At 74.5% G+C, this 20,345-nt stretch carries 18 protein-coding genes; 8 read left to right on the top strand and 10 right to left on the bottom strand.

Features of this window, described 5'->3' with window-relative positions; genetic code table 11:
• Nucleotides 1-205: 205 nt before the first annotated feature.
• Entirely contained in the window at nt 206-772 is a 567-nt protein-coding gene (locus AB0J10_RS02810) for a lamin tail domain-containing protein (protein WP_363057090.1), read from the top strand.
• Between the two features lie 124 nt (nt 773-896).
• On the opposite strand, the gene AB0J10_RS02805 is transcribed toward AB0J10_RS02810, so the two are convergent.
• The 4 genes from AB0J10_RS02805 to AB0J10_RS02790 all read right to left on the bottom strand — a co-directional run bounded on the left by AB0J10_RS02805 (nt 897) and on the right by AB0J10_RS02790 (nt 7,903).
• Nucleotides 897-2,570 carry an alpha/beta fold hydrolase gene (locus tag AB0J10_RS02805; RefSeq protein WP_363057088.1) on the bottom strand — a complete coding sequence of 558 codons (1,674 nt, stop codon included), beginning with the start codon at nt 2,568-2,570 and terminating at the stop codon, nt 897-899.
• A gap of 312 nt (nt 2,571-2,882) precedes the next feature.
• A complete protein-coding gene (locus tag AB0J10_RS02800) occupies nt 2,883-4,679 on the bottom strand; it encodes a ricin-type beta-trefoil lectin domain protein (protein WP_363057086.1) in 1,797 nt (598 codons plus the stop codon).
• Between the two features lie 144 nt (nt 4,680-4,823).
• On the bottom strand, nt 4,824-6,887 hold the full coding sequence (locus AB0J10_RS02795; RefSeq protein ID WP_363057084.1) for a SpoIIE family protein phosphatase: 2,064 nt from the start codon (nt 6,885-6,887) through the stop codon (nt 4,824-4,826).
• A gap of 224 nt (nt 6,888-7,111) precedes the next feature.
• Nucleotides 7,112-7,903, bottom strand: coding sequence for a uracil-DNA glycosylase (locus AB0J10_RS02790; protein ID WP_363057082.1), 792 nt, complete (start codon nt 7,901-7,903; stop codon nt 7,112-7,114).
• Nucleotides 7,904-8,285: 382 nt separating this feature from the next.
• Between AB0J10_RS02790 and AB0J10_RS02785 the strand changes: the two genes are divergently transcribed.
• Nucleotides 8,286-9,146: a universal stress protein gene (locus AB0J10_RS02785; RefSeq protein WP_363057080.1), complete on the top strand. Its 861-nt coding sequence runs from the start codon at nt 8,286-8,288 to the stop codon at nt 9,144-9,146.
• Between the two features lie 84 nt (nt 9,147-9,230).
• Here AB0J10_RS02785 and AB0J10_RS02780 read toward each other — a convergent pair whose 3' ends face one another.
• The 3 genes from AB0J10_RS02780 to AB0J10_RS02770 are packed head-to-tail and all read right to left on the bottom strand — an operon-like array spanning nt 9,231 to nt 11,917.
• Entirely contained in the window at nt 9,231-10,256 is a 1,026-nt protein-coding gene (locus AB0J10_RS02780) for an NAD(P)/FAD-dependent oxidoreductase (protein ID WP_363057078.1), read from the bottom strand.
• Nucleotides 10,253-10,810: an isoprenylcysteine carboxylmethyltransferase family protein gene (locus tag AB0J10_RS02775; protein WP_363057076.1), complete on the bottom strand. Its 558-nt coding sequence runs from the start codon at nt 10,808-10,810 to the stop codon at nt 10,253-10,255. The genes AB0J10_RS02780 and AB0J10_RS02775 overlap by 4 nt, the downstream gene beginning before the upstream one ends.
• A gap of 6 nt (nt 10,811-10,816) precedes the next feature.
• The gene (locus AB0J10_RS02770; protein ID WP_363057074.1) at nt 10,817-11,917 is read right to left on the bottom strand and encodes a 3-oxoacyl-[acyl-carrier-protein] synthase III C-terminal domain-containing protein; all 1,101 of its coding nucleotides are present in this window, start codon (nt 11,915-11,917) and stop codon (nt 10,817-10,819) included.
• Between the two features lie 233 nt (nt 11,918-12,150).
• Between AB0J10_RS02770 and AB0J10_RS02765 the strand changes: the two genes are divergently transcribed.
• Complete coding sequence (locus tag AB0J10_RS02765) at nt 12,151-13,041, top strand: UbiA family prenyltransferase (RefSeq protein WP_363057072.1); 891 nt, start codon at nt 12,151-12,153, stop codon at nt 13,039-13,041.
• 37 nt (nt 13,042-13,078) lie between these two features.
• Here AB0J10_RS02765 and AB0J10_RS02760 read toward each other — a convergent pair whose 3' ends face one another.
• Nucleotides 13,079-13,822: a DUF2071 domain-containing protein gene (locus AB0J10_RS02760; protein ID WP_363057070.1), complete on the bottom strand. Its 744-nt coding sequence runs from the start codon at nt 13,820-13,822 to the stop codon at nt 13,079-13,081.
• A gap of 768 nt (nt 13,823-14,590) precedes the next feature.
• Here AB0J10_RS02760 and AB0J10_RS02755 point away from each other — a divergent pair.
• Together AB0J10_RS02755 and AB0J10_RS02750 are read left to right on the top strand one after the other, a co-directional pair.
• Complete coding sequence (locus AB0J10_RS02755; RefSeq protein ID WP_363057068.1) at nt 14,591-15,508, top strand: S1 family peptidase; 918 nt, start codon at nt 14,591-14,593, stop codon at nt 15,506-15,508.
• Nucleotides 15,509-15,976: 468 nt separating this feature from the next.
• A complete protein-coding gene (locus AB0J10_RS02750) occupies nt 15,977-17,020 on the top strand; it encodes a serine/threonine-protein kinase (RefSeq protein WP_363057066.1) in 1,044 nt (347 codons plus the stop codon).
• Nucleotides 17,021-17,066: 46 nt separating this feature from the next.
• Here the strand turns inward: AB0J10_RS02750 and AB0J10_RS02745 are convergent, their stop codons facing one another.
• On the bottom strand, nt 17,067-17,738 hold the full coding sequence (locus AB0J10_RS02745; protein WP_363057064.1) for a type III effector protein: 672 nt from the start codon (nt 17,736-17,738) through the stop codon (nt 17,067-17,069).
• Nucleotides 17,739-17,871: 133 nt separating this feature from the next.
• Here AB0J10_RS02745 and AB0J10_RS02740 point away from each other — a divergent pair, with 133 nt between their 5' ends.
• Complete coding sequence (locus tag AB0J10_RS02740) at nt 17,872-18,306, top strand: Hsp20/alpha crystallin family protein (RefSeq protein WP_363057062.1); 435 nt, start codon at nt 17,872-17,874, stop codon at nt 18,304-18,306.
• A gap of 202 nt (nt 18,307-18,508) precedes the next feature.
• A complete protein-coding gene (locus AB0J10_RS02735) occupies nt 18,509-18,904 on the top strand; it encodes a DUF2267 domain-containing protein (protein WP_363057060.1) in 396 nt (131 codons plus the stop codon).
• Between the two features lie 174 nt (nt 18,905-19,078).
• Here AB0J10_RS02735 and AB0J10_RS02730 read toward each other — a convergent pair whose 3' ends face one another.
• Nucleotides 19,079-19,300, bottom strand: a complete 222-nt coding sequence (locus AB0J10_RS02730) for a hypothetical protein (RefSeq protein WP_363057058.1) — start codon at nt 19,298-19,300, stop codon at nt 19,079-19,081.
• Between the two features lie 135 nt (nt 19,301-19,435).
• Between AB0J10_RS02730 and AB0J10_RS02725 the strand changes: the two genes are divergently transcribed.
• On the top strand, nt 19,436-20,266 hold the full coding sequence (locus AB0J10_RS02725; protein ID WP_363057056.1) for an alpha/beta fold hydrolase: 831 nt from the start codon (nt 19,436-19,438) through the stop codon (nt 20,264-20,266).
• Nucleotides 20,267-20,345: the final 79 nt, after the last annotated feature.

Raw genomic sequence — 20,345 nt, 5'->3', positions numbered from 1 at the left:
AGGTGATTTGTCGGGTGATGTTTCCTTTGTTCATGCGGCATACAGCGGAGAGTTACGGAAGTATCCGCATTTCGTAACACGGGGTGGTTTATGGGCTTATGGGGGGTGCTGTCCGGCGAGTGTGAGCGACCTCGGCACAGGCCGAGAGCATGGTCCGCCCGCCGGCCCCGCGGGCCGGGTGGGCACTGAAGTGAAGGGCATCCACATGTCTGCTTCCCGCAACGTCCGTCGTCTCGTGGCGGCGGCTCTGGCGTCCGGCGCGATCGTCGGCGCGATGGCCGTGCCGGCCTCCGCGGACAACGGGCACGACCGCCGCGACGGGCGCGACCGTCACGCCGGCCACAGCCGCCACCACGACGACCGGAACCGCTTCGACCGCGACAGATTCGACGGGGACCGGTTCGGTCGGGACCGGCGTTCCTCGGTCGTCATCGGCCAGGTCCAGCACAACGGCCAGCGTCGTGACTTCCGCTCCAACCGCAGCCTGAACGCGGAGTGGGTCGAGGTGACGAACAACGGCCGCCGCGCCGTCGACCTCGACGGATGGACCCTGTCGGACAGCGACGGCAACCGCTACCGCTTCGACGACCTGCGCCTGCCCGCGCGTTCCAGCGTCCGTGTCCACACGGGTCGCGGCTTCGACACCCGCCACGACGTCTACCAGGGCCGCCGCAACCACGTCTGGGACAGCCGGGACACGGCCACGCTGCGCGACGACCGCGGTCGCGTCGTCGACTTCGAGTCCTGGGGTCGCGGCTTCCCCCGCCGATAGGCGTCATGCCTTCCTCTCCTGGCCGGAACGCCGACCGCCGCGCGAGTCGGGGAGACGGGCGGTGTGCTCCGGCCGCAGGGCCGGAGCACACCGATGGAAACCGCCCGGTCCACGGCCCGTCGACTCAGTTCCCGCCGGGCGCGACCTCCTTCGCGCCGCCGGCGGTTCCGCCGCCGCCGGTGCCGACCCCGCCCCGGGGCCGTGACTCGCTGAACGGACGCACGTCCTGCCGGCAGACGGCCCCCGGCGGGGGGAGGACGCCGTCGACGAGGTAGCGGCGCTCGTGGTCGTCCACGCACAGACTCGGGTTGACGACGGACGAGTGCCCGTACCCCTCGACGGTCAGCAGGCGTGCGTTCGCGAGCTGCCGGGTCATCGCGAGCGCGCCCTGGTACGGGGTCGCCGGGTCGTACAGGGTGTTCACCACGAGCACGGGGTTCGCCGTGGGACGGTTCCACGGGCCCGTGTAGGGGGAGGCGGCCGTCGCCGGCCAGGTGGCACACGGCTCGCTCGCCCAGGCGACGGCCCGACCGAGGTCACCGGCCCGGCCGTAGGCGAACTCCGCCAGCTCGGGAAAGCGCCGCGGGTCGCGCGGATTGGGACTCTCGGAACACCGGATCGCCTCGATCTGCTCGAACGCCGGGTACGGCAAGGGGCCCTCCGGTACGACGGGTTCCTGCGGGGCCCGCCCCACCCAGAGGTCCTCCAGCGTCCAGGCCAGGTCGTACCAGCCGGGGTCGACGGCATAGAGGCTGCTGAGCACCGTGGTGACGGTCCTGGCGTACGTCCACGACCCCTGCGCGCGCTCCTGGAGGCGCAGCATGAGCCGTTCGAACTTCGCACGGGTCGCCTCGGGGCTCCCGGCGGAGAAGGCGCAACGGCCGGCACCGGTGCGCCCGCAGTGGTCGAGGAACTGACGCAGGGTCGCGGCCGACCCCAGATCGACGTCCTCCCGAAGGAACGTCGTCAGCCGCGTGTCCGCACCGGCGCCCCCGTCCACCCAGGCCCGCGGGTCGATATTGCTGTCCAGGACCATCGCCCGGACCTTGTCGGGGAAGAGATTGGCGTACGTGGCACCGAGGAAGGTGCCGTACGACACCCCGAGGAAGCTGAGCTTCTCGTCGCCCACGGCCTGCCGCAGCCGGTCCAGGTCGCGTGCCGTGTCGGTGGTGGAGACGTGCCGCAGCAACTCCGGATCGCGCTTTTCGCAGAGCCGGCCGAGATCGGAGTAGGCGTCGACCCAGGCCTCCGTCTCGCTCTGGCCGACGGGGAACCCGAAGGGTATGCGCTCCAGCCACTCGTACGCCTCTTCGGTGGTGGGGAAGCAGCGGACCGCGGTGCTCCCGCCGACCCCGCGCGGGTCCCAGCTGGCGATGTCGAAGCGCTGCCGCAGTTCCTCGGGGAACAGTTCGTACCACTGGGGCAGGGCCTGGGTGCCCGCTCCGCCGGGTCCGCCGGGGTTGAAGAAGAGGGTGCCGAGACGTGGCCCGGGGCCCGTCGCCCGGTGCCTGATGACGGCGAGATCCACCGCGCGGCCCGCGGGCCGGCCGTAGTCCAGCGGTGCCTGCGCGGTGGCGCAGTCGAAGCCGGGGGCCTCGGTGCAGGGGCTCCAGTCCAGGGGCGGAGCCGCGTCCACCGGGGCCGGACCGTCGGCCGGCCCGGGGACGGGGGGACGGGCGGGGGCGGGGGCGCGAACCGGGGCGGGGGCGGGGGCACTCAGCACGCAGGCGCAGATCGTGGCGGCGACGGCGACCGCGGCGACGCGTGCGCGGCCGACGGGGGATCGGGGTATGTGCATGGCCATCCTTTGCCGCCGCGGCACCGGGCGTCGTCTGCGTCAGGAGCGTTCGTCCCGATACGACGTCGGCCCCGCCGGGCCCGCAACCCGCACGCGGCCGAATGGCCGTCACCCGTCGGGCGGGGCGGGCACCCTGAGGAACCGCCACCTCGGCCGCCGTCAGAAGCAGGGCTCCGGCTCCAGCGGGCCCGCGACCTCGGCGAAGCCGGACGACGGCGCCACTGCCGCCCACGGCGACCCCGGCTGCAGCCGCGGAGCCACGTGCACCCCCGAAGGCCCGCCCGGCCCGAGGGGGCTTCTCCCCGGCCCGCCCTACCGCGACGTGCCGGCGTTCCACCGCTGGTCGGCGTCGCCGTCCAGCCGGTCGAACCCCAGGGAGCCGCCGTGGGGTTCGAGGGCGAAGTCCGGGTCGATGCGCGGGCGGACCACTCCCGCGCCGTCGACGACGAACAGCAGATTGAGGCCGTTGCGGCCGTGCACGGAGGAGCACGACCAGATCCCGGCACCGCGGTCGGTGTCCCCGCGCGAGTCGAGGCAGTAGTCGGGATCCGCGCTGTTGCGCAGCAGCCCGTTCGGTTCGAGCCGCCACTGCTGGGTGGTGGCGCCGTTGCACTCGGTCGTGATGACGTCGGTCCGGTCGGCCATCACCCCGTCCTCGACGTCGAGGCACAGGCCCGTGCCCGCGTTGACCACCGGGTGGTAGCCCGCTCCGGGAACGATCGGCGCCGGAATCGGCACCGTGCTCCTCGTCGGCGTGGGAGCCGGGGTCTCGGTCGCGGCCGGGGGCGGCGTGCGCGTGCGCGTGGGCGTGGGCCGTGCCGTGGGCGGGACGCTGGGACTCGTCGACAGGGTCGGGACCGGCGGCGGAGCCTCAGGGGTGGGGAACGCGACCTCCGCCGTGGGTGCCGACGCCGCCGGCCCGCGCGCCCCGCCGGCGTCCCCGGACGAGGCCACCAGGGCGGTCCCCGTGGCGGCGGAGCCCACGACCACGACGGCGGCGGCGATCAGCATGACGGACCGCGAGGTCAGGCGCGTGCTCCAGGCCGGCGCCGGGCCGGCAGGCGGCTGCGGGGGACGCCCGGGGGGCACCGCCGTCGCCTCGCCGGCCCCCAACGCCGGCCCGCTCACCGGAGCCGGCACCGATGCGATGCCCCGGTCGGGCACGGGCACGGGCCCGGGCCCGGGCCCGGGCGTCCCGGCAGCGGGCACCGCCCCGGGTGTCCCGGGCACCGGCAGACGCGCGGTGTACTCGGCTCCGCCCCAGCCCAGCAGATGCTCGGCGAAGACCATCCGGGGGTTGTCGGTCATCCGCGTCAGCTCGGCGACCACCCGGGTGCAGCGCGGGCACTCGGTCAGATGCAGCGTCAGATCCTCGCTCCGCCTCCGGTCCACGGTCCGGGCCGCCGCCTCGATGATCCTGCGGTAGCCCAGGCACCGCTTGTCGCCCCGCTCCAGGTACGCCTGGAGAAAAGCCCGGCGCATGGACTCCGGCGCACGGAGCCGCAGATCGGGGACGAGGTCGGCGCGGACACCCAGGTATCCGGCGGTCGTGGAGTCCGGTTCCTGGTCCACCACGGAGTACCAGAGCGCTCCCCGGGTCGGCGCCGGCAGCCGGCAGAAGGCGGTGAGCACGGCGGAGGAGACCTCGGCCGCGGCGCCGGCGTCCGGCCCGCCGGACGCGTCGGCCGTGGACGTCCCCGCGGCCGGGACCGCTCCGGTCCCGGCGTCGTCCGTCCCGTCGACCCAGGCGGCGAAGTCGGCCGAGAGCCTGTCCCGGCGGCCGCTGCGGGCCCAGTCCGCGCCCACCCGCCGGACGAGTACCAGCAGATGGTGGCGCCAGTGCCCGCGGGGCTCGATGCCCCGGCCCGCCTCCTCCGACGCCAGCCGCAGTGCCTGGACGGCCAGTTGGTCGCCGGCGGTCTGGTTCCGGCCGCAGAGGCGGGCGTAGGCGAGGACCGCGGGCAGGTGCCGGCGTTTGAGCTCCTGGATCGCCGGATGGGCGCGCGGGGCACCGGAACGGATCCGCTCCCCGAGCTCCGCGTCCGACAGGGCGGAGTCGTCCGGCTGCCCCGGTGCGGGCAGCGGACCGGCGTTGTGGAGCTCTGGCACCCTTGCTTCTCCTCGTCCCCCGAGGCATGGCCGACCCGCGGGGGCGCGCCGGTTCACCTGCCGGTAACAAATGCCCATGGTGGATCAGCGAGACGGGCCGGGAAAGGTGTTTCCGCGGGTAAGTCGCCGTGGTGAGGGCCCCGGTCAGCCCGCCCGTCCGACGCGCGCGAGGACCAGCACCGTGTCGTCGTGCGGCGGCCCGGGCAGCAGCCGGGCCAGGATCCGGTCCGCCGCCTCCTCCAGCGGGCCCGAGGCGCGGGCCAGTTCGGCGCCGAGCCGTGCGGCTCCCTCGTCGATGTCCCTGCCGCGCGCCTCGATCAGGCCATCGGTGTAGAGGGCCAGAGTGGAACCCGGGGGCAGGTCGATCTCGGTCGTCGCGAAGGGCTGGCCGCCGACCCCGAGCGGTACACCCAGCACCTCGTCCACCGCCTCGACCCGCCCGTCGGGCAGCAGCACCAGCGGCGGCGGATGGCCCGCGTTGCCGACCCGGGCACGGCCGCTCTGCGGGTCGTACAGCAGATACAGGCAGGTGGCCAGTTCGATGCCCGCCTCCTGGGCGCAGGCGTCCAGCTCGGCGAGGAGCACGCCCGGTTCCTCGATGTGCCGGGCCAGCGTCTTGGTGGTGATGCGCAGCCGCCCCATGTCCGCGGCGGCGCGCACCCCGTGCCCCATCACGTCGCCGACGACGAGCGCGACGCGGCTCCCGGGCAGATCGATCACGTCGTACCAGTCGCCCCCCACCTCGGTGGCATGGCTGCCCGGCACGTAGCGGTGGGCCACGCGCACATGGGGACTGGCCGCCAGACTGGTGGGGAGCAGCGCACGCTGGAGCGTGAGGGCGATGGTCTGCACGCGGCTGTAGAGACGGGCGTTGTCCAGGCAGAGCGCCGCACGGGAGGACAGCTCGGACGCCAGGCTCAGATCCTGCTCGTCGAAGGCGGGACGGCCGGAGGAGCGGCCGAACACGGTGAGCCCCTGGACCGTTCCCCTGGCGATGAGCGGGGTGATGACGATGCAGGCCAGTCCGCTCTCGAGGAGGATCCGTGCGCGCGCCTGGTGGAGGACGGTGGTCGAGGCGAACTGCTCGTCCACGGGGAAGCAGACCGGCCGGCCCGTCCGCAGCACCTGGTGGATCCTGGACCTCGGGGGATACGTGACCGTCTCCAGCCCGCCCACCATCTCCGGCGCCGGGGGCGGCAGTACGGTGCCGGCCGCGATCCGGTGGGTGACCAGGGGCAGTTCGGGGTCGAAGACCTCCGGCTCGTCCATCCAGTCCACGAGTTCCACGACCGAGGCGTCGGCGAAGTCCGGCACGGCCGCGTCGACCAGTTCCCGGGCGGTCACGTCGACGTCCAGTGACGTGCCGATGCGTGCCGTGGCCCGGTCGAGCAGAGCCAGGCGCTGCCGTGCCGCGGTCGCCGCGAGGATGGCCTGCTCCCGCTCCGTCACGTCCACCATCAGCCCGCCCAGCCCCGGCCGGGTGTCGCCCGCCTGGCTGAGCGGGAAGAGGCTCACCGACCGGACCTGGTCCCGGTCGGGGCGGCCCGGTGTCCGCAGGCCCACGAGCGCGCCGACCACGGGACGGCCGTCCGCGGCCACGGAGCGGACCATCCGCGCGTACTCCCCGCCGTCGGAGGTGATCATGATCTCCTCCATGGAGCGCCCGAGGTGGGCCTCGACGGGCAGCCCGTCCATGTCGGCGAGCGCCTGGTTGATGTGGACGTAGCGCAGGTCCTCGTCGAGCATCAGCAGTCCGATGGGGCAGGTCTCGAAGAGGGCGTCCAGGAAGGCCAGATTGGTCTTCACCCGGTCGAGCTCCTCACCCCGGGCCGCCAGCCCCACGACGACCGAGGAGCCCGTGGGCCCGGTGACGGGGAAGACGCGGAAGCCGCACCCGAAGACCGTGCCGTCACTCCGCCGTGCGGGCAGCCGGCCGCGCCAGTACCCGAGTGTCCTGGCCCGCTCCGTGAGGCCCGCGGCGGCGCCGGGCGCGCCGGGCGGGGGCTCGGGGAACAGCAGGTCGGCGGGTTCGGACAGGGCACCGGCCGCGTCGTGCCCGAAGAGGTCCTCCGCCCCGGGTCCCCAGAAGCAGATCCGCTCGTCGGCGTCCACGCCGAAGACCGCGACGGACACGTGCTCCAGCAACGCTCCGGGTTCCGAGCGGAGCGGACCGGGATCGGTGCCGGCCCGCGGCCGACCAGCTGTCACCGGACGATCCTTTCCGTGTGAGGCCTCCGGCCGGGCCGCCGTGGCTCGGCCGCAGGCAGCCGGGGCCTCCTCGCACCCATTGTGCGGATCCGGGAGCTGCGCTGCCCACGTCAGCCCTTCGCCCGGGTGCGCAGACCGCTCCGCCCCCGACCGCCGCACGCCCGTGACCGGGCGATATCGCCTACGGTCACGCCCCGGACGCGGGACGTGATCGATCATCGGCCTCAGCGCACGGCCGGCACCTCCGCGAGTTCGGCGGCCCGGCGCAGCACCCCCACGAGCATCGGGAGGGTGAGCCGGCCCGTGAAGGTGTTGCGCTGACTCGGGTGGTAGCTGCCCAGCAGGTGCAGTGGATGCGGGAGACCGTCGCCCGCGGGCAGGACGACGTGCACTCCGTGGCCGAAGGCGGGACGCGGCCGCGGCAGCGGCCGTCCGGTCTCGCCGATCGCCGCGAGCAGCGCCTGCCAGCCGAAGCCGCCGAGCGCGACCACCGCGCGGAGCCGGGGCGCCAGCAGTCCCAGCTCGGCCGACAGCCAGGGGCGGCACGCGTCGCGCTCGTCCGCCGTCGGCCGGTTCTCCGGCGGGGCGCAGTGCACCGGTGCGGTCAGGCGCACGCCCCGCAGGGCCGGCCCGTCGCCGGTGTGCAGTGAGGTGGGCCGCGACGCGAGGCCGATCTCGTGCAGCGCGGCGAAGAGGAAGTCGCCGCTCGCGTCGCCGGTGAACATCCGTCCGGTGCGGTTCGCACCGTGAGCGGCCGGGGCCAGGCCGACCACGGCGAGGGACGCGTCCGCGGGGCCGAAACCGGGGACCGGGCGCCCCCAGTACTCCCAGTTCCGGAACGAGGCGCGCTTGACCCGTGCCACCTCCTCGCGCCAGGCGACGAGCCGGGGGCACGCCCGGCACTGCGCGATGAGCCCGTCCAGCTCGCCCAGACGGGTGCAGCGAGGCGCGTGGCGGGCCGGGAACGCCGGGTCGCCTGCGTCGGGGCCGGTGCCTTGGCCGCGCGGTCGCTCCATCCCCCCACGCTACCGGGGCCCCGTCGGTGCCACGGCCTCCCGGCGGTCGGTGCCCGGCCGCGGGGGCAGGGGAGCGGCGTGCCGCAGAGCGGGCGGACCCGCCGTGGCACCGGGGCCCGGCGGTCGGCGCCCGAGGAGGGCGACCCACGATGAGCGCCGGGGTCGGACGGCACGTCCGCGGCCCGGGTGGAGCCCGCTCCACCCGGGCCGCGGGCCCGCGTTGCGCCCCGCTTCCGAACCGGAGCCGCTCGTCCACTCCCGACGCCGCCGCCCATCGGGACCCGGCCCCTGACTGGGCCGGGTGGTCCAGGTCCGTGCTGCGCCGCCGCCCGCGCGGAAGCACCCTGGAGCGAGACCGCGGAGTTCGGAGCAGGGAGCACTCATGGTGGACGACACCGGGTCGTCGGGAGGGCCGGTACTGGCCGGCGTCGACGAGGGCGGTCAGGAGTACGTGGCGCGCTGCGCCGCCGAACAGGCCGACCTGCACGAGGTGCCGCTCCACCTGCTGCACGTCGCCGAGCACCACGGCGGGCCGGTCCCGGGCGCCGAGGTCGTGGCGCCCCTGGAGAGGCTGGTCCGCGCCGAGTTCCCCGGCGTGACGGTGACGGCGGAGGCGGTCACCGGCCGTGCCTCCGCCGTACTGGTGGAGCGGTCCGCGCGGGCGTCCTGGACGGTCGTCGGCCACCGGGGCAGCGGCGGCTTCGCCCGTCTTCCGCTCGGCTCGGTGAGCTGGCAGGTCGCCACCCACGCCGCAGGACCCGTCATCGTCGTCCGACCCGGTGACACACCACCGGACCCGGAGAGGCGCCTCGTGGCCGGGGTGGACGTCGCCGACACCTCCGGCATCTCCTCGCACGCCCTGGACGCCGCCTACGCCGAGGCCGCGCTGCGCGGGGCGAGTCTCGAACTCGTGCACGGAAGCTTCCACCTCGGCGAGACCCCGACCGGGCCCGGGATGGCCGCACCCGACTTCGACGTCCTCGACGAGGCGGTCCGGGCGGCCCTGCAGGAGGAGGCGGACAAGCGCCGTGACCGTTATCCCGGAGTGCCTGTGCGGCTGCACGCGGAACGGCTCCGTGCGGCGACCCTCCTCGCGGAGTCCTCACGTGGGGCGGTCCTCCTGGTCGTCGGCTCCCACGGCCGTTCCGGACTGCGCAGGCTGCTGCTGGGCTCGGTGAGCTCCGAGGTCCTCCACACCGCGTCCTGCCCGGTGGCGGTGGTGCACACCGCGCACACCGGGTGAGCGACCGCTGCGAGACGATCCCGGGTCGCCGGGTCGCCGGGTCCTCGGGCCGGATGCCGGGAGCGCCGGACGCCCCCGGCGGCGTCAGGCCAGGAGGTTGACCCCGGCCCGGAACACGCGCGGCAGCCGGGCCGCGAGCGGCACGACCCGAGGGGCGAGATACGGATTCTCACGGGCCCGCAGCAGACACCCGGTCAGCAGCCGGTACTGGCGGGACAGCCGCCGCCATGCACGCTCGTACTCCCCGGGCCGGCCCGACCGTACACAGCGGACCAGTTCACCGGCCGCGGTCAGCGCGAGCGTCAGCCCCTCGCCGGTGAGCGCGTCGACGTATCCCGCGGCGTCCCCCACGAGCAGCACCCGGCCGGCCACCCGCGTGCGCACGTCCTGGCGCAGCGGCCCGGCACCGCGCACCGGGGTCGCCACGGCGGAGCGCAGGCGCTCGCCCAGGGTCGGGAATCGTGCCAGCTGGACGTCGAACGGGGCGCGGTCGGCGGTGAGCACCGCGACACCGACGAGCCGGGCGGACAGGGGGGTCACATACGCCTCGGAGCGTTCCGCCCAGTGGACCTCGACCAGGTCGCTCCACGGGGCGACGGCGTAGTGACGGCGCAGCCCGTAGCGCGCCGCCCGGTGGGGAACGGGTCGCGCGCCCAGTCCGAGTCCGCGGCGGACCGGGGAGTGCAGCCCGTCCGCGGCGACGAGGTAGCGCGCCGTCATCCCGTCCGCCGTCACCTGCCGGCCGTCCTGGCGCACGTCGCCCAGTCGGCGTGCCACGAACCGCACACCCAGCTCCGCGGCGCGCGCCGCGAGCGCAGGCTGCAGGTCCGTGCGGCGCACTCCGAGACCGTGGCCGGTCCGGAAGCGTGCCTCCGCCGCACGGGCGCCGAGTCCGTCGGTGTACCGGATGCCGGTGAACCGTGCCCCTTCGACGGCGACCCCGAGTCCCGCGAGCGCCCGCACGGCACCCGGCATCAGCCCCTCACCGCACGCCTTGTCGACCGGTGTGGGCCGCGGCTCCGCGACGACCACCTCGAACCCGGCCAGCGCCCCGTGGATGGCGGTGGCCAGCCCCGCCGGGCCGCCGCCGGCGACCAGCAGGTCGATCACCGGAGCGCGTTCGCGGTCCGGCCGGCGGTCCCCGGCATCCCGGTCAGGGCCGACTCCTCGCAGCGGATGCGGACCCCGAGCAGCGCCAGGTTGAGCACGGTGAACGCCAGGGCCGTCACCCACGCCGTGTGCACCAGGGGCAGGGCGAACCCCTCCAGCACGACGGCGGCGTAGTTGGGATGACGGAGCCACCGGTACGGTCCGGAGGCGACGAGGGGCAGCCCGGGTACGACGACGACGCGAGTGTTCCACCGCGGTCCCAGTGTGACGATGCACCACCAGCGCAGCGCCTGGGCCGCCGCGGTCAGCGCCAGCATGGCCCAGCCGAGCGGGGGCACGAAGGGACGGTCCGCCGCCCAGGGCTCGACGGCGCAGCCGGCCAGCAGCGCGGTGTGCAGGACGACCATGAGGGGATAGTGGCCGCGGCCGTGCTCGACGCCACCGTGCGTCCGGCTCCAGACCGTGTTGCGGCGGGCTACGACGAGTTCGGCGAGCCGTTCCACGGCGACCAGCAGGACGAGGGCGAGGAACACGGTGGGGGTGTGGGCGCTCATCGGGCATCACCAGCGCAGCAGGACGAGTTCGGAGGAGAATCCGGGGCCGAAGGCCAGCATCAGCCCGGGTGCGCCCGGTTCGGGCGGGCCGTCGGCGAGGGCGTCCCGCAGGATGTGCAGCACGGAGGCGGAGGAGAGGTTCCCGGCCCGGGCGAGCGAACGGCGGCTCGGCGACAGCGCGTCCTCCGGCAGCCCGAGCACGTCCGCGAGCACGTCGAGGACCTTCGGCCCGCCCGGGTGGCAGACCCAGGCCGCCACGTCCCGCGGCTTGAGGTCGTGCTCGGCGAGGAAGGACCCGATCTCCTCGCCCACATGGAGCCTGACCACGTCCGGCAGTTCGCTGCCGAGTACGGGCCGCAGGCCCCACTCGCCGACGTGCCAGCCGAGGAGCTGTTCCGTGCCCGGGTGGAGACGGCTGCGGCAGTCGACGACCACCGGGCCCGGGCGGCCCGCGAACGTGTGCCCGGCGGTGACTCCACCGGTGCGGCCCGGGTGCCGAGGGTGCTCGGCGCCGACCGCCACCAGCGCGGCGGCCCCGTCGCCGAAGAGCGCCCCCGAGACCAGATTGGCCATCGACGTGTCCGCGGACTGCAGGGTGAGCGAGCAGAGTTCCACGGACAGCAGCAGTCCCACGTCCCCGGGCCGGCCGGCGAGCAGGTCGTGGAGGCGCGCCGTGCCCGCCGCGCCCCCGGCGCAGCCGAGCCCGAAGAGGGGCACGCGCCGTACGTCGGGGCGCAGCCCCGCCTCTGCGGCCAGGCGGGCGTCCAGCGACGGTGTCGCGATGCCCGTGACGGAGGTCGACACGATCACGTCGACCTCCTCGGGGGCCACTGCGGCCTCCTCGAGGGCGGCTCGCACGGCCCGCGTCCCGAGGTCCCGCGCCAGCTCCAGATAGATGTCGTTGCACTGGCCGAAGCCGTCGAGGCGGCCGTAGCGGTCCAGCGGCAGCGCGAGATGCCGCGCATCGACCCCGACGGACGCGTGGACGCGCCGCAGCAGTCCGGGATCGACTGCGGGCGGCAGCCGGCGGGCCAGCTCCTCCGCGATCTCCGCCTGCTGGTGGCGATGGGGCGGGAACACGGCGCTCACGGCCAGGACACGGGTCATCGTCCCAACATAGAAGTCCGCTGACACAACGTCATGAAGCGCTCGAACCGGGCGCGTCGTGACTCGGGCCGGTGGTCCCAGCGGGCGCACGACGACGGCTGCGGCACCTCGCCGCGTTGCCGGATCGTCCGAACACGCCCCTTACGAGGGCGAACCTCCGCCTGGTGACGCACCGCATCCGACGCCGCGCGCTGATCCACCCGTGACGACGGGGCAGCCCTTAGCGTGGGCATGTGAAGATCAGTGCCACCACCTTCTCCGACGGGGCCCACGCGGCGCCGTTCGACTCCGCCCGCCCGTCGGCCGCCGGTCTGCTGAAGGCGTGTCACCTGCTGCCGGCGGCGGTCGTCACCGGTCTCACGGCCGCACTCGCCGCCGCCGCGGGAGGGCGCGGTCCGGCCGGTGGGGCGCTCACCGTGGGCGCGGTCGCCGCCGGTCAGCTGTCGATCGGGTGGTGCAACGACCGGGCCGACATGGGCCGGGACCGTGCGTCCGGCCGACGGGACAAGCCGCTGGTCACGGGGGAGGCCCTGCCGGGCGTCGTGGCCGGAGCGGCGATCGCGGCCCTGGCCGTGTGCGTCGTCCTGTCGGCGGCGTGCGGGCCGGTGGCGGGGTGCGTCCATGTGGTGGCGGTGGCGGCGGCCTGGTCGTACAACCTCCACCTCAAGCGCACCGCACTGTCGTGGCTGCCCTACGCGCTGTCGTTCGCGCTGCTCCCGGCGTTCGTCACGCTCGCGCTGCCCGGTGGGCCCTGGCCGCCCCTGTGGCTGATGGCGGCCGCCGGACTGCTCGGCACGGGCGCGCACTTCGCCAACGTCCTGCCGGACATCGACCACGACCTGCGCACAGGCGTCCACGGACTGCCGCAGCGCCTCGGCCGGCGGCGGTCGGTGTGTGTCGCGGCCCTGCTGGTGCTCGCCTCGTCGCTGGTCCTGCTGATCGGGCCCGACGGGCCGGTCACCCGGCAGGGCTGGGCGGTCCTCACGGTGACCGTGCTGCTCTGCGCGCTGGCCCTGCTGCGGCCCGTCCGCGACGCCGACGCCCGCCTCCCCTTCCTCGCCACCATGGGCATTGCCGCCGCCGACGCGGCGCATCTGGTGCTGCTGACCGCCGCAGTCGTCTGAGGTCCCGCCGCGGTCCGGGGCCCGCCCGTGCCCCGCTTCAGGCACGGCCGACCGGCCGGGCCGCACCCAGGAGTACGCGGTCCATCGGTTCAGCCATGTGCGCCAACGCGGGGGCCCCGGGGGCGGGGAGTCCGGTGTGCGCGGTCAGCGTCTCGCTCAGCTCCAGGACCTCCGCACCGCGCAGCCGCCACGGCGGGTGCTCGATGCGTGTCTCCCAGAGCACGCCGGCCCAGTGTGAGTAGGACGACCAACGGCCGGTGAGCCAGCGATCCAGGTCCGAGGGGGTGCGGGTCGGTGCCCCCGCACGGACCGTCAGCAGGTAGCCGGGGGGCACGGCCGGGCGGTTCCGTCCGCGTCCGGCCCGGCGCCGGCCGGTGTAGGTGAGGGTGCGCCCGTCGGGACTGCGCCGCACGGCCAGGTCCGCCCGGTGGTACGGGATCCCGAACGCCCGCGCCACCGGCATGAGGGGGTGGCCGGCGTCGAGGGAGAGGAACCAGACCCCGCTGCGTCCGTCCCGCGTTCTGACGTACGTCCGCAGATTGGTCTGCGCGAACGTTCCTCCGGGCAGCGGCACCAGGCCCAGGGGGTGCACCGATCGCATCACCAGGGCGACGAGGCTGACCCACGCGCAGCCGTCGGACACGTCCGGCCGCAGTCCGGGCGGCAGCAGCGGGCGCACCGCGTCGGGCGGGTACGGCCAGTGGACGTAGCTCTGGTGGGACAACCCGGTGGTCAGCGCGGGCAGTTCCGGGGGGAAGGGCAACCTGAACGGTGCGGGCAACGTCTCCTCCTGTGCGTGGCGCGCAGCGGTTCGCGGACCGTGGTGTCCCGATCATCCGGTACCGGCCCGCCGGGTGCCGGTGGATGACGGCCGGGCGCCGCAATGTGCCGTGGAGCCGCCGCGGCGATGGAATCCGGCCAGCGGCCGACGACGGGCGAACAGGGGCGAGCCGGGCGGAAGGGACGCCGGGCAGGTGTGTCGGGCTCGTGGCCGGGTCACTCGCGCACGGCTGGAATCAAGCCATGATCCGATCATGTGCGGCCGGCGGCCGGCCGCTGCGCCGTGGCGGGCGTTGCGGAAGCCACGGCGGCCGGTCCGTGGCGAGGCTGCTCCGGGTGTGGTCCCCGGTGCCCGCGAGCGCCTTCGGCCGTGCACCCTGTTGAACCCTGAACTGCCTCTATGGCGCCGGGTGTCCCGCTCGCGGTCGGTGTCCGGGCCGGCCGTGCGGCGTCACCCCGCTCCCGCCCTGTTGCCGGAGAGCAAATGAATCGGTGATTCCGCTCCTTCCCGGATGGTCCGCGAGAACCGGCCGTTTCGTCGAACGGAACCTCGCCGAGGTCAAGTCCGGCAAACGGCTCCGTTGGTGACCGACGCGTTGGACGCGCGTAGAGCGACCGAAAGGCGATCTTGTCCGGGGTGCAACCGGAAGCCAGGATCCGTAGCCACGGCATTGACAGGGGCATGGCGGAGATCCCGGTCCGCCACCTCTGCGCAGTGCCGGGGCCCGTCCACCCAACGGGCCGTTGGCAACCCCCACTGGAGGATGCAGTGAACATCAAGCGCTTCACCCCCCACGGCCGCTTCGCAAGAGGCGCGCGGCTCACCGCCGTTGCCTCCGCCCTGCTGGCGGCAGTCGCGCTTGCGACCCCGAGCGCGGCAGCCGACTCCACGCCCGCCCCGCGGGCCACGGCCGCCGCCCTCGCCCAGGTCGGCGAGGCCGTGCTCGACGCCGACGTCCCCGGCACGGCCTGGTACACGGACGCCAGGTCCGGAAAGCTCGTCGTCACCGCCGACTCCACCGTCTCCGCCGCCGAGCTGGCCGAGATCAGGAAGGCCGCCGGCAGCCACGCCTCGGCCCTGGAGATCAAGCGCACTCCCGGCACGTTCAACAAGCTGATCGCCGGCGGCCAGGCCATCTACGCCGGCGGCGGCCGCTGCTCCCTCGGCTTCAACGTCCGCAGCGGCAGCACCTACTCCGCCCTCACGGCCGGTCACTGCACCGAGATAGGCAGCACCTGGTACACCAACTCCGCCCAGACCACCCTGCTCGGGACCCGGACCGGTTCGAGCTTCCCCGGCAACGACTACGGCATCATCCGCCACTCCAACTCCGCGGCGGCGGACGGGCGGGTGTACCTGTACAACGGCTCCTACCGCGACATCACGGGCGCCGGCAACGCGTACGTCGGCCAGTCCGTCCAGCGCAGCGGCAGCACCACCGGCCTGCACGGCGGCACCGTCACCGGGCTCAACGCCACCGTGAACTACGGTGGCGGCGACATCGTCTACGGCCTGATCCAGACCAACGTCTGCGCCGAGCCGGGCGACAGCGGCGGCCCGCTGTTCTCGGGCACCACGGCCCTCGGCCTGACGTCCGGCGGCAGCGGCAACTGCTCCTCCGGCGGCACCACGTTCTTCCAGCCGGTCACCGAGGCGCTGAGCGCGTACGGGGTGAGCGTCTTCTAGCCCCGACGCCCGGCGGAGACGCCGGAAGGGGCGATGGTCCCGGGCGCCGCACCGGGTACGGCACCAGGCCGGCGGTCCGCCACGTGCGGGCCGCCGGCCCTGCGGTGCCCCGGGCCGTCACCGTACGGGTTCCGCACCGGGAACCCGTCCCGGAGGGGGTCACCCGTGGGACGGGTCACGGGCGCTGCCGGCGGGGCGGGGGCGGGGAGGGCGGTCGCGCGGAGCGGAACGGGCCGAGGCCCCCTCGGGCGTCAACCGGGCTCGGGCGAGCGGCGGTTGCCCGTGTCGCTGATCGCGGGCGACCCGACGCGGCCCCCTCCGGAGCCCCCCGAGCGAGGGTTTCCGGCCGATGCGGCCGCAGCGACGGGCCCGGGCGAGGCGGGGGGCCGATCGATAGAATTCAGCCATGGAGCTCTGGCTGACCGACCGGAAGCCCCCGCGTCACAGGCCGTACGGCGGTGGCTCCCCATGAAGCCGGCGTCGGACGACATGAGCCTGTACTCCGGCCGTCCGTCCGGCCTGATCGGTGCCCAGATCGCCGGCTACCGGGTGGAGCGGGAGGTCGGGCGGGGCGGTATGGCGGTCGTCTACTGTGCCAAGGACCTGCGGCTGGACCGCACCGTGGCGCTCAAACTGCTCGCGCCGGAGCTCGCCCGCAACGACACCTTCCGTCGCCGTTTCACCCATGAGTCACGAGTCGCCGCGGCCATCGATCACCCGCACATCGTGCCGATCTTCGAGGCCGGCGAGACCGACGGCGTCCTGTACATCGCCATGCGCTTCGTCGCCGGGCTGGACCTGCGGGCGCTGCTGGACCGCGACGGCCCGCTGCCTGTGGCGACCGCCGTCCGGATCGCCACCCAGGTGGCCTCGGCGCTCGACGCGGCCCACGAGCACGATCTGGTGCACCGGGACGTCAAGCCGGGCAACGTCCTGGTCGCCAAGGGCACCGACATCGACCACCCCGAGCACGTCTACCTCACGGACTTCGGGCTGACGAAGAAGTCGCTCTCCCTCACGGGGTTCACCACCGTGGGCGAGTTCGTCGGCACGCTCGACTACGTGGCACCGGAGCAGATCTCCGGGCGGCCGGTCGACGGCAGGTGCGATCTCTACAGCCTCGCCTGCGTCGTCTACGAGACCCTGGCCGGCGGGCCGCCCTTCCAGCGGGACGAGGACATCGCGCTGCTGTGGGCGCACCAGTACGACCAGCCCCCGCCGCTCACCGAGCACCGGCCGGACATCCCCCCGGGCGCGGACGAGGTTCTGGCGAAGGCCCTGGCCAAGGTGCCCGACGACCGCTACGACTCCTGCCTGGAGTTCGTCGCGGCGCTCCGTGACGCCGCGGCGGCCTCGGCTGCCGCGCCGGCCGCGGTCAGGGCCGTTCATACGCCGACACAGGTCGTCCCCGGCCTCGCCGAGGTCCCGGAGGATCCGGGCCCGCCTCCGGACCCGCCCGCGTGGGCCCGCCCGGTCTTCGTCCCGCCCGGCGGACGGCGGCGGGGCGGGTGACCCGGCGCCGGGCCCGGTCCGGCGGCCCGTCCGGTGCCGGCCGGCGTCAGCCGCCCCGGCGCTGCTCGCCCGTGTCCTCGCGCAGGCGTTCCGTGTGACGCGTGATCGTTTCGACGCGGGCCGCCAGGCCGGGGTGGTCGGCCCGCAGGTGCGCGTGCGTACCGGCCAGGGGCGCGATGAGCGCGGCGGCGTCGTCGGCGGCGAGAGCGCCGGCGAGGCGCGCCACCGGGGCGGACGCGTCGGCCGGGAGGTCGGTGAGAGCGGTGATCTGGCCGGCGAGGCGGCGCAGATCGCCCGCGTTGCCACGGGCCCATGCGTTGACGGTGCGGTCCGCCGCCCGGTGGTCGCGGGTGGCCTGGACGCGCTGCTCGCCGGTCGAGCCGGGCGCCCCGGGGCGCACGCGCAGGTACCGGCGCTCGGCGGCCTGGCGACTCGCGACGCCGAGCGGATGGGCGAGGTCGGCCCAGCTGGCTCCCGCATCGCGAGCCGTCTCGATCAGCCCCGGCTCCCATTCTGCGAGTTCGTCGCGCAGCTGACGCAGCAGGAGCAGGGCGGCCAGCGCCTCCTCGGCGCCGGCCGGGGGTGTGTCGGGCGCGTACTCGTACGGCTCCCCCCGGGCGGTGCGAACCGCCTCCCGGATGGCGTCCAGGGCCGCGGTCGCGGCGTGGAAGGACGAGAGCGGCACTCCCTCGTTCCCTGGCTGCTCGACTGCGCTCATGGGGTTCCCTTCTCCCAGAGTGTCATCCTTTCGGTGACATCCGTGGTTGTCATCGTTCCGATGACATGTTACAACGGAGGCAGGTTCCAGCGCATTGGCAGGTACTGCCTGACCCAACTGGAGGTGTTTCACGATGTTGATGCGCACTGACCCCTTCCGGGAGTTCGACCGGCTGACGCAGCAGCTCCTGGGCACGACGGGCACCTGGTCCCGGCCCTCCGCGGTGCCGATGGACGCCTATCGGCAGGGCGACGAGTACGTGATCGCCCTCGACCTCCCCGGCGTCTCGCCCGACGCGATCGACATCGACGTCGAGCGGAACATGCTGACGGTCAAGGCCGAGCGGCGACCGCCGGCGAAGGCGGACGACGTGCAGATGGAACTCTCGGAGCGTCCCCTCGGTGTCTTCTCCCGCCAGCTCGTGCTGGCCGACACGCTCGACACCGAGCACATCAGCGCCGACTACGAAGCGGGCGTGCTGACCCTGCGCATCCCCATCGCCGAGCGGGCGAAGCCCCGCAAGATCACCATCGGCGACCGCCCGGGCCGCAAGCAGATCACCGGCTGAGCCCGGCCCCCCGCGCGGGTCGTGGAGGACGGGGAGAGGTCTCCGCGCTCCTCGTCCTCCACATCCGTGGGCCACCGACCGAAGCCGCGACTTCCCCTGACCCCCCCGCTCCCGTGAGTCGACGAGCGGGGCCCGACCCATGAGAAAGGCATGCACTCCGCCGATGGTTCCCCCGCCTGAAACGGTTCCGACCGCACCGGGTATGACGTTCCATCACCTGTTGGAAAGGGTCCGCTACGAGGGCGCCTTCCCGACCCGTGAACGAGCCGAGCAAGCCGTACGGGCCGTTCTGGCCGCACTCGGCCGGCAACTCGTCGGGAACGAGCGCGCCGAACTCACCGCCAGGCTCCCCGTCGAGGCGGCTCTCGCGTTCACCTCCGGGCCTCCCTGCGCCGAACCGCTCAGCGCCTGGGAGTTCGTCAAGGACCTCGCGGCCCGAACTGGTGGCACCCCCGCCACCGCGCGCTGGGACGCGGGCTCCGTCCTCCACGTCGTGGCCGGTCTCGCCGGCCCCCGGCTGCTGGACCGCGTTCTCGCGGCGCTGCCTCCCGGGTACGCGCTGCTCTTCGGACGCGCCGAACTCACCCTTCGCTCCTGACTGCCGGGGCGCCGGACGCCGGTTCGGTTGCCGCCGCCTCGCCCCGCGCCGCAGCCGGACCGCGGTCCGTCCCCGACGTCGCCACCGTGGCCCCGCGGAGTGCCCGCCGCCCCGGTGCGAAGGAGAGCTCACGAACCCGGTCGGTCGGCGCCGCGGGCCGGGCGCCCGGCCCCGTCACGGTGGTGACTCGGCCCACGACTGCGGGCCGCCGCCCCTCCACTCGATCAGCTCCGGGTCGTCGACCGCCGTATCGGCCTCCGGCAGGTTCGCGCGGCGGAGGAACTCCAGCACGTCGAACAGGTCGTGCGCGGTGCCGACCGGTTCTCCTCGGATCGTCACCGGTCTGCCACCGCTCGACTCGATCGGATGAACGATCACAGGCGGGTTCGTGCCCATGATCCCAGGGTCCATCCGGACCGGTCGGGACGCATCCGCACGCACCCGGACGGGTGCCGGCCGCACTCCGGGGCGCGGCCGGTGCCCTGGCACCGGGCACCGGCCGCGCCGACCATGGAGGGGGAGGTGGTGCTCATGGGCGAGCACGTCGAGGCCAACGGGGCCCGGTTCTGGGTGGAGCGACGGGGCGAGGGTCCCGACGTCCTGCTGGTCGCGGGCCTGAGTGATCCCGCCGAGGCATGGCAGGCTCAGCTCGACGGACTCTCCGACCGCTACCGGGTCACCGCCTTCGACAACCGCGGAGCCGGTCGGACACCGCTCCCCGACGGGCCGCTGTCGGTTCCGCTGATGGCCGAGGACGCCGCGGCGCTGCTGTCGTCCCTCGGCGTGGAGCGCGCGCATGTCGCGGGCTTCTCGGGCGGCAGCCTGATCGCCCAGGAACTGGCACTGCGTCACCCGGACCGGGTGCGCAGCCTGGTGCTCGTGTCCACCTGGGCGCGGCCGGACGCCTACTTCCGGTCGATGACCCGGTTCTGGCACTGGCTCGCCGCCGAGGCGCCGGGCGAACGCGCCATGCTGGAGGCGTTCCTGCTGTGGGTCTACACCCCGCGCGCCCACGCGAGCGGCATGGTGGACCGGATCATCGACGAGACGCTGGCCTTTCCCCATCCGCAGTCCGCCGGGGCGTTCCAGCGCCAGCTCGAGGCCTTCTCGGCGCACGAGACCCTCGACCGCCTGCCGGGGATCACCGCGCCGACGCTCGTGCTGTCGGGGGAGTGCGACCTCGCCGCGCCCCCGCGGTTCGGGCGGGTCGTCGCCGACGCCATCCCCGGGGCGGACTTCGAGATGCTGTTCGGCGAGGCGCACCAGCCCTTCCAGGAGTCGCCCGAGAAGTTCAACGCCCGGGTGGACGCCTTCTGGAAGGAGGTCGCCGGCCAGCACCCGGTGACCGAGGACGGTCCGTGACGGTCCGGACGTACGGTTCCCCGTCGAGCGCACCGCCACCTTCCGCCCCGTCCGGCCCCCGCCGCCTTCCGCCCCGTCC

Origin of the sequence: Streptomyces sp. NPDC049887, from assembly GCF_040656535.1 — a bacterium.
In the GTDB taxonomy this organism is placed as follows: domain Bacteria; phylum Actinomycetota; class Actinomycetes; order Streptomycetales; family Streptomycetaceae; genus Streptomyces.
This window is presented reverse-complemented; position numbering and strand designations above follow the sequence as displayed.

Coding starts and splice junctions, on each gene's coding strand:
- AB0J10_RS02810 (WP_363057090.1), top strand. CDS start 206: ATGTCTGCTTCCCGCAACGTCCGTCGTCTCGTGGCGGCGGCTCTGGCG.
- AB0J10_RS02805 (WP_363057088.1), bottom strand. CDS start 2,570: ATGCACATACCCCGATCCCCCGTCGGCCGCGCACGCGTCGCCGCGGTC.
- AB0J10_RS02790 (WP_363057082.1), bottom strand. CDS start 7,903: ATGGAGCGACCGCGCGGCCAAGGCACCGGCCCCGACGCAGGCGACCCG.
- AB0J10_RS02785 (WP_363057080.1), top strand. CDS start 8,286: ATGGTGGACGACACCGGGTCGTCGGGAGGGCCGGTACTGGCCGGCGTC.
- AB0J10_RS02775 (WP_363057076.1), bottom strand. CDS start 10,810: ATGAGCGCCCACACCCCCACCGTGTTCCTCGCCCTCGTCCTGCTGGTC.
- AB0J10_RS02770 (WP_363057074.1), bottom strand. CDS start 11,917: ATGACCCGTGTCCTGGCCGTGAGCGCCGTGTTCCCGCCCCATCGCCAC.
- AB0J10_RS02750 (WP_363057066.1), top strand. CDS start 15,977: ATGAAGCCGGCGTCGGACGACATGAGCCTGTACTCCGGCCGTCCGTCC.
- AB0J10_RS02745 (WP_363057064.1), bottom strand. CDS start 17,738: ATGAGCGCAGTCGAGCAGCCAGGGAACGAGGGAGTGCCGCTCTCGTCC.
- AB0J10_RS02740 (WP_363057062.1), top strand. CDS start 17,872: ATGTTGATGCGCACTGACCCCTTCCGGGAGTTCGACCGGCTGACGCAG.
- AB0J10_RS02735 (WP_363057060.1), top strand. CDS start 18,509: ATGACGTTCCATCACCTGTTGGAAAGGGTCCGCTACGAGGGCGCCTTC.
- AB0J10_RS02730 (WP_363057058.1), bottom strand. CDS start 19,300: ATGGGCACGAACCCGCCTGTGATCGTTCATCCGATCGAGTCGAGCGGT.
- AB0J10_RS02725 (WP_363057056.1), top strand. CDS start 19,436: ATGGGCGAGCACGTCGAGGCCAACGGGGCCCGGTTCTGGGTGGAGCGA.